Consider the following 14,035-nt stretch of genomic DNA (forward strand, 5'->3'; position numbering starts at 1 on the left):
GACACCGTCATTGAAACACACCGCCTCCGGGAGAGAGGTGCGCCGCCTCGATCTGCAAGAGGCGTGGCAATTCGGGATCGGTTCGCGAGGGCGTAGAACTTTGTATCGGTGGTCGTCCGCACGCGCGGTTGCTCGTGGATTCCATCTTGTGATGCATGTCAGCAGGGCTCGCGGTTGGCTTTGACGAGCTGACAAGAGACGATCTAACGTATGCACACATCAGCAACGTCCGCCCGCATCGCAGTTGTCGCTGCCATGGCATGCTCTGTCGTACTGTCGGGCTGCAGCGGAGCCGCTGTTAAGAACGATTCCTCTAGCGGGCCGCGAACACCTGTATCGCCGACGGCCCAGAGCTATGACTGCACCGCTCCCAATATCGGGGAGGAGTTGGGCTTGTCCTCTGACGCGGTCAGCGGTTCCCCAAACGCGCCTGCACCCATTCGCCTTCCTGCGGAGTTCAAGCCCGTCGGGGTGTACCGGTGCACCATTGAGCTGACACCTACTGAATCACTGCCTAAGGGAGGCATCGTCGCAGAGCACTTGGTCGGGGACTTGTCCGCGTTGTTGCAGGTCCTTGTCACTCCGAACTCACAGGATGCGGATGGAGTCAGCGAGAACGGTGAGGAATTGTGTGCGGCAAACATGGAGATAGTTCCTGTTCTTTGGCTCGTGGATGAACTCGACCAGGCCATCCGAGTCCAATGGCCCACGAACGCCTGTGGCAAGAGCCTCACCGGGAGCCTTGAGGTTCTCGACACCCTCGCTGCCACCCGAGTTGACGTGCGGGGGCCGTAATGCTGCCTCGCACGCGAAGGGGTGCGGCCGCGCTACGCGCCGTCCACATGAGCGGGTCTTACTTGAGATGGCTCAGCCGAGTGCACCCAGCGACGTCAGCCAGCCGCGGACTGCTGTCCTCCAACGCTCGCGATCTGAGTTCCAGCTCATCGTGTGGTCAGCCTCGAATTCCTCGAGACGAACGATGTCAGGGCGCAGTTCTCTGAGTCGACTCGAGACTTCGAACGGCGATGAGCTGTCGTGGGTGCCGTGCAGGATGAGTGTCAGCACGGTCAGCTCGTCAGCTCGCGCAATCCAGTCAAATCTTCGCAGCGGGACGGGATTAGGGAGACCAATCAAGCGAGCCAATGGCCAGGAGTTGAGCCAAGGCAGAGCGAAGGCTCCGGCCCATTCAGGCAGGCTGGCCCGTGAGCAGTTCGCTCTGATCGTCGACACCCAATCGAGGACAGGTGACTCAAGCACGAGGCCATTCACTACCACCCCAAGCTCTGGGTCCTTAGCAAGCTGGAGTGCGATGCCAGCGCCCATAGACCATCCGAACAGGATGACGCTGCGTGCGCCGTTCTCGCGGGCGAACCGCACAGCAGCGCGGACGTCATCCGTTTCGGCAGCACCGAGCTCGGATCGTCCAGCTCCTACAGTGGGGCCTCCGCCGTCATTGCGGTACGTCACGACAAGCGAGGTCAAACCCGCTTCCGCGGCGACTTGCACCCCACGAAGCGTTCCAGCGCGCGGGCTCCCGAGACCGTGGATATGGATGGCCCACGTCGTCGATGGGCCGGCTGGCGGGCGGATGAGCCACGCTGGCGCGGGCCCAACATCGGTCGGCACCCAGACGTCCATCGCCGTCAAACCGGCATCCGCGGGGCTCGAGAAGAAGATTCCGCTCCAGGAGGCTTTGTCGCCTGCTCTTAGCTCTCCGCTCAGGTCTTCCACCACGCGGCCGACGCGCCCTGTCCCACGGTCCACTATGCCCTTCGACAGCCGAACCCAGCCGCCGTTCTCGAGAATGAGGCAATAGATGCCGGATGCGCCGGTGTGAGTCGTCCGATCGAGAACGACGATGGTCCGCTCCCCCGTTTTCTCGACCCCGCGGACGGTGAGGTCAAACGTTCGATCGCCCGCGGGCGCGGTCAGGTTCCTCGCGATTACGAGTCCAAGCCAGGCGAGCGTTCCACCAACAGCGGCCGCCGCGCTGGCCATCGCCCAGCCGGCTTTCATCGCCCCAACTTTTCATCTCCGGTTGTCGTGGGTGAAGTGGCGGCTGATGAGATGGCCGGCCCCGCCCCAACAAGGTGGAGCTCGGCGCGCTCGATCAGCTCTCTCTCGGGCTCGCTGACTGCAAAGTTCACCCGGGTATCGATCATCGCGTCACGGATCTCGACGACCTGACGGTGGAGCACAGTGTCGGGTTCGTCCACAGGGACCGCGACCTGCTGGTTTTGGCTGATTCCTGGGCGCGCCTTAGTCGCCTCTGCCCAGATCGGCCTGAGATCGTCGACCAGCTCCCGGGTCCGTCGTTCGCGAGAACGGGCCTGCAAAGTGCGAGCAGCCGGTTGGCCAGCGAAGCCGAGACAGAGAAATAGAAATGCCAGAAGTCGTAGCGGTTCGTATGTGACGGCGATCTCCGCCATCAGGTCCAGCTCGCCGGAAACGTGGGCGAGGTCCATGGCGATGACGACGACGCTCAGAATCACCCCAAGGATGCTTCCGATGAATAGAGAAGCTGGAGGCAACTTCTGGACACCCTCGATGTTGCGGAACTGCCGGGCAGCGAGAACTGCCATCGCGGCGAGGACGATCCCGTAGTAAACGAATTGGATCATTGAGTAGACAGCAGCCGCGGGTTGCTCACCGAGTTCGAGCATGAAGTTCGTGGTGGTCCCGCCAAGGTCGATGAGAGTGAAGGCGACGACCGCACCCAGAATTGCGGTTACCAGGGCGACCCGCCCGAGCGCGAGCCTGACCGCCTTCGGTTGGCGCTCGGATGCTTTCATCACTCCGCGACCTAAGAAGAAGACACCGATCATCAACGCAACGTCTGCCACCAGGGTCACAAGGTTATCGCCGCCGGCCAGTTTGTCGAGAAGCCGATAGACAGGGTCGGTGTTTAGCGTCATTGCGACTGCAATCGTCAGCGCAGCGTAGGTAATGTTCCGTTCGGCACGACCACGCCGCAGGATAAGTAGACTCGCAGCGAGTAACCACATGGCTGCGGCAACGAGGACGACAGTCATCCGAAGGTCTCCAAATACCGAGAGTTGTGCATCGCCGACCCACGGATTGCCGCGGCGAGGCGGTCGGCAAGCGTCTCCGCAATGACCTCCTCGGCGGTGTCTAGATCCTGGCGCCTGAGTAGCCGGGCCCGAATCTGAGGCGGGATGTCAGGCAATAGGAAGTCCGGGGCTTCGGGATCATGGTTGGCATCGTGACCGAGAATCATGTGCGCCAATTCGTGAAGCACGAACTGCTGCCGATGCAGCGCCGAGTCACTGCTGGCGTGAAGGATCAAGTCTTCCCCGTCCGCCACGAGCCAAACCGCACACAAGCCGTCCTGATCGCCAAGGTCCGCGAGTTCAACGATTCGCAGTCGACGGCGCCGGCTCCTCTGCACGGCGCCGACGAGTTGATCGAATGTGAAGTTGTCCCCAAGATCGAGTTCGTCAACAGCCGTCGACACGCTCACGTCCTTGTTCACTGCGTCTTCACCTCAATTCATGGGCTATCTAGGGCTCATCTCCGGCACGATGCTCGTACGCTTCTGGAGATTTCGGAGAGATCTCCGCATCCAAGAACCTGCTGATCGCTTGCAGCGCTCCAGGAGAAATGTCTCCTAGGGTGCGTGCCGCGTAGGTCTTGATCCTGGCGGCTCGCATTGCGCGAACGAGGTCGAGTTGAGCGCTCACCTTTGCGGGAATGTCAGCGTCGGCGGCACCCGTGATGAACGCGGGATCGACGGCGAAGAATGCGGCCAGGCCGTCGAATAGTGGAAGGTCTTGTACATACCGGTGACCGTTTACCATGTACGTCCATCGCGACCGCGAGAGGTTCGTGCCGCGCTCTTCGAGGTACGCGGCGATCTGGGCGAAGGTCGGCTCGCTCCCCGTCTCCGCGGTCGCAACGTCGAGCAGCAGCCGGAGGCGTTTTGCGAGATTCTCGGCGGCTGTTTGGTCATCTTCATCGGTCATAGACAGACCCTCTCGCCCTGCGGCCTGGCCCGGTCGTTGTCGGCGGTCACTCGAGGCCTTGGAGTGCTCAATTTAGTCTTTGAGCATGGCCAACGCAATGGTTGCGCATGCTCAAATGTGGTGCTAAAACGAACCTGAAACCAATTGAGCATGCTCAACGGAGACGACTCGCTAAGGGCGCTGGCATGGCGAGGCGCACCTCTGTGTCAGCCACACACCAGTGTTGGCAGCCACTCGGGAAGGTGATTGACGTGTCAACGGAACCGCAAGCGCGACAAGACTGGGATGCGAAGCTCGCGAGCCTTCACGAACGCCTGGTTACCTCGGTTGAGGAGCTCGTCAATGGAAATGAGTGGCGCCGCGCCCTTGAGTTCTCCGTTCGCTTTCGATCCCGGTCTTTCAACAACTCACTGTTGATCTGGGCGCAACATTCCGCTGCGCACGAACGTGGATTAGTCCCGACTGCACTCCCGAGCTACGTGGCCGGGTTCAGACACTGGCAAACGTTGGGGCGACACGTGGTCTCCGGGCAAAAGGGCTACATGATCTTCGCGCCCCTCACCGCGCGTTTCGCAAGCCCCTCCCCCGTCGACATGAGTTCGTGGCGACGGCTTAGCCGAAACGAGCGACCTCGAGCCGGTGAAGTCGTACGCCAGCGAATGGTCGGAGCTCGACCCGCATACGTGTGGGATATCTCCCAGACCGAAGGGACGCCGATTCCTGAACGACCCACGCCAATGCTGCTCCGCGGCGAGGCGCCCAAGGGGCTCTGGGATGGCCTCCGTGCGCTCATTCAAGAGTCGGACTTCGCTGTCGTGGTGGTACCGGATGCCGCCGCGATCAATGACGCAAACGGCCTGACCGACTTCGAGCACCGAATCGTCTCGGTGCGAGCGGACATGGATCCTGCGGCTGGGGCGAAGACCCTAGGCCACGAGCTGGCGCATATCAGAATGCACAATCTCGACGCTGGCCTGCTGTCGCACCGCGGGGTGGGTGAAGTAGAAGCGGAGTCGGTCGCGCTAATGATCGGCGCGGCACACGGGATGGATACCCGCGACTACACAGTTCCGTACGTGTCCGCCTGGGCCAGCTCCGTGCCCGGCAAGACGGAGATTGAGGTTATTCAGGAGACGGGCGAGCGCGTGCGTCGGGCGGCCGTGGCGATCCTTGACCAGCTTTCGACCGACCATATTGGGGCCGGCGATCCTTCTGCGTCAGGCCTGTCTCAACCGGTCGGGCATTCAAAAGTCACAGTGCCGAATACCCTGAATCACCGGTCGGAGCGGCTCGGAGTCAGGACACTCTGATGGATATCGTCGACGTGCTGCTCGACACGAGACAATCTTCGCTGGGAAACGCGGCTCTCTCGTTCGCCCGGGCAGCCATCCCGATCTTCCCGTGCGCCAGTGGGGGCAAACGTCCGCTCACTCATGCCGGTTTTCACGACGCAAGCTCTGACTTAGACCAAGTGCGGGCTTGGTGGGTCCGCTGGCCCTCTGCAAATATCGGGATGCCGACGGGCAGCCCGTCCGGTTTCGATGTGGTCGATATCGACGTCACGGTCACGAGTTCGGGTTTCGTCCCTTACGCGCGTGCGAGTACCGCCGGGCTCGTCGACAGTGAACTGGCCCGGGTGCGTACCCCCTCCCGCGGAATGCACGTCTACTTCCCCGCGCTGATGAGCCGCCCTCAACGCTGCTGGCAAGCTGCAGCTGCGCACATCGACTTTCGTGGCGACGGCGGCTACGTCATTGTGCCTCCCTCGAGACTGGCGACACCCAACGGCCAATTCAGCTACCGCCTCGACTCGCTATCAGCGGCAGGCTCGAAGCCGGTCGACGCCATCGCCCTCCGGGAGTTCTTGGCACCCAGACCGCCTCGGGCGGTATCGAGGCCGGAGGTGCTCGCTTCGGCTGAGCCTCAGCGACTGGCGGAGTGGGTCAGCAACCTCGCCGAGGGCGAACGAAACAGAGGATTGTTCTGGGCGGCCTGCCGACTTGTGGAGGCTGGGTTAGTGCCCGCGGACATTGACGCAGCGCTGGCTCCGGCCGCAGAGTCCGCGGGGCTGCCGACTGCGGAAATTACAGCGACTATTCGGTCAGCGAGCCGGCAGGCCGCCCCACATGCGTCCGGCGCTCGGAGTGAGCAATGGTATGACCCGACGACTCCGATACGCGGGCGAGGTGACGCGCCATGCCTTGGTTGACATGCGCGTTCGCGGCGCCGTCTGGCATTCCTCGGCGCGTTGACTTCCAGGTAAGTGCCGTCACTCCTGTAGTTCAAACCATCGAAATGAGGGAGTACCAAAGCCATGGCTAGGAATGAGTTCGACGAGGTGGGCGAACCATCAACTCTCGAGACCCTCGACGCAAAACAGGCGCAGCTTCCATTGCCCGCGGAGGATCCCGGTCGCTCTGATGTAGCGGCTTCACACGAAGGAGCGGACAGACGATCACTCTTCACCGGCAAGGGAAGGCGCTCCCCAGGTGGCGACGTCAACTGGGTTCGCGCTTCGGAGCTACTCAGCAGCAAAACTGGGCGTATGGCCGGTCGCGGTATCGACTTCGAGGCGGAGCTCGCACGCCGGATGCGCAGGACCCCGGCCACTGCCCGCCGCGCAATACGCGACCGCGCGAGCAAGCTTCCCCCGCTCTCCGAATTTGGGCAGCGGAACGACCAGCCCCAGGTCTCACGCCCCGGGCTCGGTCGACCCTGATCTGAACGGCAGCCAGTGCGACGACGCACACCGATCCGAAGGGAGGTGCCGTGATGGAATGGACCACACACCGAGGAGCAGATTCGAGGGCGTTCCACGACTCCGAGGGACTGCGAACGGTGCTCACCCGGCTGCAGGCTGACGGTGGTCTGGGCTGGCGAACTGACCCCGAGGCATCCGAGCTCATGCGATACGCCGCCAAACGTTACGCAGCCCTGGCGCACCGACACGGACTGGATCCCTGGGAGGCAGCCGCCGCGGCGTACGACGCCATGCGAGCACCGTCGGCGTTGCGCGCCGACGATCCCTGGGCAATCGTGACGAGAGCAGTGCAGGTGACCTGTATTGCGGAGGAACGCGCTCAGGGTCTGCTGTGCTCGGTGCACCAGGCACGCCGACGCAAGATCTCGGGGTACCACGATGCCGAGCGCTTCAGTGATCGGGAGCACCCTCTACCGGAGTATCACCCGGCATTCCGCACGGAGTCGGCCGACCCGCATACTGATGCATCGCCGCGACCCGAAGTAGAACCGGCTGTCGAGGATGCAATCATGCTCTTCACATTGCTGGGCTGGGAGTCTGACCGAGCACGAAGCTGCGTTGAGTACATCTGTAGCCGGCTTGCCGACTCCCAATCCCGACCCTCTGCCTTCGAGTCTCTGCGCCGCGACTACTCCGCCCGAGCGCACCTGGACGTTCCACAACGGGCGTGGATGTCCATGCTTCGAGCCCTTTTAGGGAACTGCGATCCGCTGCAAGCACACACGGCGGCCAGCCGCGGCATCCTGCTTCGGTTACTTATCGGTGAGCCTCTTCGTACTCTCCTTCGCGACGACGACCTCGTTTCCGACATCGCGGCGAACGCACCCGGAGTGCGGGTATGACCAACACCCCAGGCCACATCGAGCTGGAACGGTCGATCGACTCGATCCGGATTGGATCGCGGCATCGCACCGACCTCGGCGACATCGACCTGCTCGCGGCCTCTATCGAGCGGCATGGTCTCCTACAGCCCATCACGGTCACACCTGACGGCACGCTCGTGTGCGGAGCGCGCCGGCTCGCCGCACTTCGGCAGTTGGGGGTGCGCAAGCTCAACGTCTGGGTTCGCTCCGGAATCTCAGAGCGGCTCACGCAACTGCTTGCGGAGCAGGACGACAACGCTCTACACAAGTCGCTGAGCCCAGCTGAGGCGGCCACCCTGTATCGCGAGGTCAAGGTGCTTTTGGCCGAGGACGCGAAGCGCCGCCGCGAAGCTTCACGATTCGGCTCGGAGCAAGAAAAACCCCGGTCGGACGGTTGGGCCACCGTGGCCCCACCGGTGTCCGCCACAGATGGCCGCACCCGTGAACAAGCGGCTCTTCTCGTAACCGGTCGACGCTCGTATACAACGCTTGAACGTATCGGAGAGCTGCAACGGATCGCGGCTGACGAGAGTGTCGACGAGTCGCTGCGTAATCGCGCGGCTGTTGAACTTGACTTGATTCACAACGGAGGATCGGTTACTTCTGCACTCCGACGAATGAACACTCAGGTTGCAGTCTCCGAACTTGAGCGGATGGCCGCCGACCCAACAGAGCCCGCGGGCATCCGAGAAGCCTCGTCAATGGGTGCGACACGGGTTCACGCCGCTGCCCCCACAGCGACGGATGCCGACCTCGAACGCCTGGCTCAAGAAGCGCTCGCACGCGCCAAAATCGCAACCAAGTCTAAGAAGATCCGATCGACTGCCACCGCCGACGCGAAACTGCCCGTTCGTTCGTTCGTCTTCCTTTGGCACGACCTGGGCGGATGGTGGCTGCGCTACGACGTCGCGGAGATTGCGGCCCAGCTCACGGATGAGCAATGGGACCACATCGAAGAGACGCTTGCAGGCACCATCGCTTTCGCTGAGCAGCTACGCCGGATGCGCGACGTTTCCCTCGGCTCAAGTCAGCTATCGGCAAGCCGATGATCCGGCACAAGACGCACTCCGTCACCCGGACCTGAGGGCCTGGAATGCCCCTCGTTCACCAGCGCCGCTTCATCATTGCGGTCATCTGCGGCGGCCTCACGCTGATTCTGCTCATGGCGATCGGCGTGTACGGCCTGATCCGAGGCCCCGAGAAGGCGAGTGACCCGGACCGGCCCGCGGTCGAGACATCCGCCCCGACGGTCTCGCCTGAACGCGCCGGTGAACCTCGGCCGGTACTCGTGACGTCAAACGCCGAGCACTTCGCCCGCAGCGTGGCTCGTGCTCTGTTCAACTGGGACACCCGGCACGAGGGTGGCCCTGCCGAATGGGCGCAGGTTCTACTCGACGTCGCCGACGCTGAAGAGGCGCCAGCCCTGGCATCCGACGTTCGCGGCTATCTGCCCAGCCCTGAGATGTGGGTGCGCCTGAGCGCTTACGGGACCCGACAACGGCTTGACGTGGAGTCAATCGCTATTCCCAAGTTGTGGTCCACAGCACGGGACCAAGCCACAGCGGGACAGCTTCCACCCGGTGCAGCGGCACTAACGATCACGGGAACCAGTCACCGAGTGGGTACGTGGAATACCGAGGTCATCCGTACAGAGCGTCCGTTAGCGTTCACGATTTTCGTTGCGTGCAAGGAAGGACAACCGTGTGTACTCCTTCGGCTTTCGCAGCTCGACCGTCCTTTGAAGTGATTGAGCGATGAAAAAGCTCATAGTCCTCATCGTGGTACTCATGCTCGTTGGCCCCTCCATCGGGCTGTTGAGCGTGGCCACCCTGATGAACCCGGCGGCGATTTCATGCGGTTCGGGATCCCTCGCCGTCGGCAGCGTGCCCGACTCGCTGACAGCCCAGACACGCGATGGCCGATCGATCACTCTGAACAAGAACCAGCTCACCCATGCCGCGACAATCGCCACGGTAGGGGCACAAACACCCGGCGTCGGCCGAGAGGGCGCCCTCGTCGCGTTGATGGCCGCGCTCACGGAGTCAACGCTCCGGATGCTCGCGAACACCAGCGCCTATCCGGAGTCAGGGAATTATCAAAATGACGGACTCGGCTCCGATCATGATTCCCTCGGCCTGTTTCAGATGCGATCTGTGTCAGGTTGGGGAACCGTGGCCGAGCTTATGGATCCGGACTACCAGGCGCGGGCATTCTTTGGTGGGCTCTCAGGGCCAAATGCCGGGTCACCTCGCGGACTGCTTGACATCCCGGGTTGGCAATTGCTCGATCCGGGACAGGCCGCGCAGGCCGTCGAAGTCAGCGCCTATCCGGACCGCTACCAAAACTTCCAGCCCGTCGCAGAGTCGATCCTCGCCGCGTTGACTCGACCGCAGTCGGCGAGCGCCGCAAGTTTCGACCAGATAGTTCCCGAGACATCACAGGTGGCGTTCCCGCTCCCCGACGGCACGTATACAAAGACAGACACCTTCGGAATGCGGACGGACCCCTACAGCGGTGAATCTAAGTTCCACGCCGGAAGTGACCTCGCTGCGCCCGCAGGCACGCCCATCCTCGCGGTCGCCGACGGCATCGTCAGCTTCGCCGGGCAACGCGGTACCTACGGAGGGCTGATCGTCGTCGACCACACTGTCGGCGGCGAGCGCGTCGCCTCGTACTACGCCCACATGTACGATGCGGGCATCCTGGTGGCTGAGGGTGACAGCGTTGCAGCCGGCCAGCACATCGGTGATGTCGGCTCAGCGGGCAAATCGACCGGTCCCCACTTACACCTCGAAATCCACCCGGGCGGAGTAGACCAACCTGCTGTCAATGCGGAGCAGTGGCTCGCCGAACACCGCGCCGCAGGTGTCGCCGGTGCGGCGGTCACCACAGCAGGATGCACACCAGAAAGGGCGGTATGAAATGGATGTCTTCCCCGACTTCGGAGCCGTCGGTGGCGCCGAAGAATTGCAGAACATCGTCGGAGCTCTGCTCACCTTTGTGCTCATCATCTCGGTGCTCATGATGATCATCACTGGCGTCACCTGGGCGCTCGCCTCCGCGAGCGGCAACTTCCAAACAGCTGTCCGCGCCCGCACCGGGCTCTGGGTCGCGTGCGGTGCAACTGCCCTAGCTGGCGCCGGTGTCGCTTGGGTCAACTTCTTGATCGGCGTCGGTTCAACTTTGTAGCGACCGCAGCTCTCACGGGACGCAGTGCGCTCCTGTCTGTCGTACGTCCATCGACCGAGGGAGCTGATCGTGATCGACATTGATCCAAATGGGACGGGCCTACCCGGCATCGACCAGCTGCGCACCATTGTGGGCGCGGTCATGACCATCGGCCTGGTCCTGAGCGTGCTCGCCTTGATCGTCGCAGCAATTGTCTGGGGCTTCGGAGCAAACTCGTCCAACCCCCACCTCGCTTCGCGCGGAAAGACCGGTGTGCTCGTGTCCTGTGGTGCGGCCATCATCTGCGGCGCCGCTGTGACGCTGGTCAACTTCTTCTGGGGCGTCGGCCAAGCCGTCTGACCGTGATTCCGACATGATCGGGGCGAGCCAATGAGCGTGTGCGATGTACCGGTGATCGCGAGCGTGTGCGACGCTGTCGGCGAAGGAACCGCCTCTCTGGTCGCGGCACCGTTCGATTGGCTCGCAAACGCGATGGGCTCTGCCGCCGCCTGGCTGTTCGAGTCAGTGTGGGCGGCCTTCGACACGACCACACTCGTCGACGTCACCGACCCTGGCTACATCGACGTCTATAACGTGCTCTTCGGCGTCGCGATCTTCGTCACCCTCGTGCTCTTTTGCCTGCAACTCATCACTGGGCTTATCCATCGCGACCCGACCGCGCTTGCCCGCGCCGCCACCGGCCTCGCGAAGTCAGTGCTCGGTGCTTTCGTTCTCATCACCATCACAGCGTTGCTGCTCGAGATCACTGATCAACTGACGATCGGGATCGTTCAGGCGAGCGGGAACACCATGGAAGGGATGGGCGACCGCATTGCGCTGCTCCCGGCCGGCCTCACAGCGGTCAATATCGCTGCTCCGGGCGTCGGCGCGATCTTGACGATTTTCCTGTCTGCCCTTGCGATCAGCGCCGCGGCGATCGTCTGGTTCTCACTCCTTATCCGCAAGGCGCTACTGCTGGTTGCGATCGTCTTCGGGCCGATTGCCCTCGCCGGCGCGACCTGGGACGCCGCCAAGGGATGGTTCGCGAGATGGGTCGCCTTTGTGATCGCGCTTATCCTGTCGAAGCTCGTGCTCGTCGTGATCTTCCTCGTTGCGGTCGCGCAGGTCTCGGCGCCGATCAACGCCGATCTGGCCTCCATCAGCGATCCGATCGCGGGGATCGTGTTGATGTTCGTCGCCGCGTTCGCGCCATACATCACCTACAAGTTCATCAGCTTCGTCGGGTTCGACATGTACCACGCCATGTCGAGTGAGCAGGAAGCGAAGTCGGCCCTGAACCGTCCAGTGCCCGTGCCTGCCGCACCAATGGCAGACAGCGCCAAGAAGATTCTTGGGCCGAGCGGAGGCGACGAGAAGGGGGCGACGGCTCCAACCGGTCAGACAGCGAGCACTTCTCCATCTGGGCCAGGACCCACCACCGCCGCGCCGACCGGGAGCCCGGGCTCCACTCCCGGAGCGTCCAGCCCTGCATTATCAGGCACCAGTGCTGGAGCCGGAGCTGGCGGTGCGGGAGCAGCAGCCGGGGTGGGCAGCGCAGGAATCCTGGTTGGAGCAGCAGTCGCCGGCGCCGCCGCCGAGGCCGGACCAGGACTCGGCAACGCGCTCGGACAGACTGCTGACACTCACACACAGGCAGTCGGTGACGTCGCCGGACCGATCGCACCTACGCCGAAACCAGAACCCATTCAGCCAAGAACTCCCACGCCCCTAGCCGAGGCACCCGCCCCGGCATCCGGACTCGGCCGTAAGGACGTTTAGTTATGGACGCCGACGAGAACCGCGCCAAATACCAGCTATCCCCCGTTCAGTTCTCCCGGCTCACCAAACGCGGCATCGTCCTGAGCCTGTCGCTGCCGCAGTTAATTGCACTGTCGATCGGGATGCTCACTCTCGTGACAGCGCTGTACACAGCTGGCGCCTCCGGCCTCGCGTGGACAAGTCCCGTCTGGGTGACCACCGCGGTGATCGCGGGTGTCTCGATCCGCGGTCGCAAGCTCGTCGAGTGGGTGCCGGTCGGCACACGGTGGATGTGGCGCGTCGCTTACCGCCAGCTGACGTACCGGCGTCGCATCATCCGGCCGCGCCCCGTTGGAACGCTGTCCCTTCCCGGCGACGCGGCCGCCCTTCGCGAATGGAACGATCCCGAGACCGGGGCGGTCATGATCCACGATCCACACGCCAAAACCCTCACCGCGGTGGTGGCCGTGTCGCACCCGGCATTCGCCCTGCTCGACCCCGGTGAGCAGCACCGGAGGGTGACCGGGTGGGGGCGTGTACTCGCGGGTGCGTGCAGATCAGGACGCATCGCTCGTCTGCAAGTGTCGGAACGCACACTGCCTGATTCAGGCACCGGACTCGCCGAGTGGTGGGAACAACATGGCATCGATGACGGTGGGTGGGCTGCGGTCACGTACCGGGATCTCATCGGAAGGGCCGGTCCGGCCGGCGAACGTCACGCGACCACGATTAGCCTCTCTGTCGACCTTGCTTCCGCGACGCGCCAAGTCCGAACTCAGGGCGGCGGCATGCGCGGTGCAGCAGCTGTACTCCGCCAAGAGATGACGGCCTTGACGGGAGCCCTGCGGTCCGCGGACCTCTCCGTCGGAAGCTGGCTCACCGCCGACGAACTCGCCAGGATACTGCGAACCGCTTACGACCCCGCCGTGGCCGTCGACCTGGAACGGCATCCTGATGTGGGGCGATCGCTCGCCACTGCCGGTCCGGTCGCCGTCACCGAAAGCTGGGATCGTCTGCGCACAGACAGTGCCTTCCACGCGGTGTTGTGGATCAGCGAATGGCCCCGATCACAAGTATTCCCCGGCTTCCTGTCGCCCCTCGTCTTCACCAACGGTGTTCTCCGCACGCTTTCGCTGCACTATCTCCCCGTTCGTGCGGATCAGGCCGCCCGCGACCTCCGCAAGAAGAAGACCGAGCTCATCAGCGACGCCCACCAACGCAGGCGCATCGGCCAGATCGAGGATGCCAGTTCAACCGCGGAGTACGAAGACGTGCTTCAGCAGGAGGCAGAGCTCACCGCCGGCCACGGCATTGTTCGCGCAACCGGGCTCGTGTGCGTGACCGCATCCACTGCCGACGAGCTCGACGCCGCGGTGGCGTCAATCGAACAGGCAGCCATCCAGAGCTCGTGCGAGACGCGCCTTCTCGTCGGTCAACAGGCACAGGCGTTCACCGCCGCAGGGCTGCCCCTCTGCCGAAGCGTGTGAGCGGTGCGCACCTGT

General features: G+C 63.3%; 13 protein-coding genes and 1 pseudogene. 10 read left to right on the forward strand and 4 right to left on the reverse strand.

What is annotated here, in order from left to right; translation table 11 throughout:
• Nucleotides 1-867: 867 nt before the first annotated feature.
• Genes C3B61_RS15660 through C3B61_RS15675 form a run of 4 tightly spaced genes read right to left on the reverse strand, consistent with a single transcriptional unit; the run spans nucleotide 868 to nucleotide 3,983 of the window.
• Complete coding sequence (locus C3B61_RS15660) at nucleotides 868-2,016, reverse strand: alpha/beta hydrolase family protein (RefSeq protein WP_244285963.1); 1,149 nt, start codon at nucleotides 2,014-2,016, stop codon at nucleotides 868-870.
• Nucleotides 2,013-3,032: an MAB_1171c family putative transporter gene (locus C3B61_RS15665; RefSeq protein WP_103461502.1), complete on the reverse strand. Its 1,020-nt coding sequence runs from the start codon at nucleotides 3,030-3,032 to the stop codon at nucleotides 2,013-2,015. The genes C3B61_RS15660 and C3B61_RS15665 overlap by 4 nt, the downstream gene beginning before the upstream one ends.
• Nucleotides 3,029-3,493, reverse strand: coding sequence for an ImmA/IrrE family metallo-endopeptidase (locus tag C3B61_RS15670; RefSeq protein WP_103461503.1), 465 nt, complete (start codon nucleotides 3,491-3,493; stop codon nucleotides 3,029-3,031). The genes C3B61_RS15665 and C3B61_RS15670 overlap by 4 nt, the downstream gene beginning before the upstream one ends.
• A gap of 28 nt (nucleotides 3,494-3,521) precedes the next feature.
• Nucleotides 3,522-3,983 carry a hypothetical protein gene (locus C3B61_RS15675; protein ID WP_103461504.1) on the reverse strand — a complete coding sequence of 154 codons (462 nt, stop codon included), beginning with the start codon at nucleotides 3,981-3,983 and terminating at the stop codon, nucleotides 3,522-3,524.
• A 185-nt stretch (nucleotides 3,984-4,168) separates the two neighbouring features.
• On the opposite strand from C3B61_RS15675, the pseudogene C3B61_RS20225 reads away from it, so the two are divergent.
• From C3B61_RS20225 to C3B61_RS15725, 10 genes and pseudogenes are all read left to right on the forward strand, one after another.
• A pseudogene (locus C3B61_RS20225) lies at nucleotides 4,169-4,534 on the forward strand (ArdC-like ssDNA-binding domain-containing protein); the annotation flags it as partial.
• 132 nt (nucleotides 4,535-4,666) lie between these two features.
• Nucleotides 4,667-5,293: a hypothetical protein gene (locus C3B61_RS20230; RefSeq protein ID WP_133160338.1), complete on the forward strand. Its 627-nt coding sequence runs from the start codon at nucleotides 4,667-4,669 to the stop codon at nucleotides 5,291-5,293.
• A complete protein-coding gene (locus C3B61_RS20345) occupies nucleotides 5,293-6,192 on the forward strand; it encodes a bifunctional DNA primase/polymerase (protein WP_103461506.1) in 900 nt (299 codons plus the stop codon). The genes C3B61_RS20230 and C3B61_RS20345 overlap by 1 nt, the downstream gene beginning before the upstream one ends.
• 1,390 nt (nucleotides 6,193-7,582) lie before the next feature.
• A complete protein-coding gene (locus C3B61_RS15695; protein ID WP_103461507.1) occupies nucleotides 7,583-8,656 on the forward strand; it encodes a ParB N-terminal domain-containing protein in 1,074 nt (357 codons plus the stop codon).
• Between the two features lie 44 nt (nucleotides 8,657-8,700).
• Nucleotides 8,701-9,354 carry a hypothetical protein gene (locus C3B61_RS15700; RefSeq protein WP_103461508.1) on the forward strand — a complete coding sequence of 218 codons (654 nt, stop codon included), beginning with the start codon at nucleotides 8,701-8,703 and terminating at the stop codon, nucleotides 9,352-9,354.
• Nucleotides 9,355-9,361: 7 nt separating this feature from the next.
• A complete protein-coding gene (locus C3B61_RS15705; RefSeq protein WP_103461509.1) occupies nucleotides 9,362-10,528 on the forward strand; it encodes a M23 family metallopeptidase in 1,167 nt (388 codons plus the stop codon).
• A 1-nt stretch (nucleotide 10,529) separates the two neighbouring features.
• A complete protein-coding gene (locus C3B61_RS15710) occupies nucleotides 10,530-10,796 on the forward strand; it encodes a DUF6112 family protein (protein ID WP_103461510.1) in 267 nt (88 codons plus the stop codon).
• A gap of 69 nt (nucleotides 10,797-10,865) precedes the next feature.
• Entirely contained in the window at nucleotides 10,866-11,135 is a 270-nt protein-coding gene (locus C3B61_RS15715) for a DUF6112 family protein (RefSeq protein ID WP_103432436.1), read from the forward strand.
• 30 nt (nucleotides 11,136-11,165) lie between these two features.
• Nucleotides 11,166-12,554 (forward strand): conjugal transfer protein TrbL, encoded by a 1,389-nt coding sequence (locus tag C3B61_RS15720; RefSeq protein ID WP_103461511.1) that lies wholly within the window; start codon nucleotides 11,166-11,168, stop codon nucleotides 12,552-12,554.
• Between the two features lie 2 nt (nucleotides 12,555-12,556).
• On the forward strand, nucleotides 12,557-14,020 hold the full coding sequence (locus tag C3B61_RS15725) for an SCO6880 family protein (RefSeq protein ID WP_103461512.1): 1,464 nt from the start codon (nucleotides 12,557-12,559) through the stop codon (nucleotides 14,018-14,020).
• Nucleotides 14,021-14,035 lie beyond the last annotated feature (15 nt).

The sequence above is a fragment of the Cryobacterium zongtaii genome, from assembly GCF_002909375.1.
Classification (GTDB): domain Bacteria; phylum Actinomycetota; class Actinomycetes; order Actinomycetales; family Microbacteriaceae; genus Cryobacterium; species Cryobacterium zongtaii.

What these genes read in the sequence shown, in the direction of transcription:
- C3B61_RS15705 (WP_103461509.1), top strand. Translation starts at nt 9,362, where the DNA reads ATGAAAAAGCTCATAGTCCTCATCGTGGTACTCATGCTCGTTGGCCCC.
- C3B61_RS15665 (WP_103461502.1), bottom strand. Translation starts at nt 3,032, where the DNA reads ATGACTGTCGTCCTCGTTGCCGCAGCCATGTGGTTACTCGCTGCGAGT.
- C3B61_RS15725 (WP_103461512.1), top strand. Translation starts at nt 12,557, where the DNA reads ATGGACGCCGACGAGAACCGCGCCAAATACCAGCTATCCCCCGTTCAG.
- C3B61_RS15695 (WP_103461507.1), top strand. Translation starts at nt 7,583, where the DNA reads ATGACCAACACCCCAGGCCACATCGAGCTGGAACGGTCGATCGACTCG.
- C3B61_RS15675 (WP_103461504.1), bottom strand. Translation starts at nt 3,983, where the DNA reads ATGACCGATGAAGATGACCAAACAGCCGCCGAGAATCTCGCAAAACGC.
- C3B61_RS15710 (WP_103461510.1), top strand. Translation starts at nt 10,530, where the DNA reads ATGGATGTCTTCCCCGACTTCGGAGCCGTCGGTGGCGCCGAAGAATTG.
- C3B61_RS20345 (WP_103461506.1), top strand. Translation starts at nt 5,293, where the DNA reads ATGGATATCGTCGACGTGCTGCTCGACACGAGACAATCTTCGCTGGGA.
- C3B61_RS15660 (WP_244285963.1), bottom strand. Translation starts at nt 2,016, where the DNA reads ATGAAAGCCGGCTGGGCGATGGCCAGCGCGGCGGCCGCTGTTGGTGGA.
- C3B61_RS15720 (WP_103461511.1), top strand. Translation starts at nt 11,166, where the DNA reads ATGAGCGTGTGCGATGTACCGGTGATCGCGAGCGTGTGCGACGCTGTC.
- C3B61_RS15700 (WP_103461508.1), top strand. Translation starts at nt 8,701, where the DNA reads ATGCCCCTCGTTCACCAGCGCCGCTTCATCATTGCGGTCATCTGCGGC.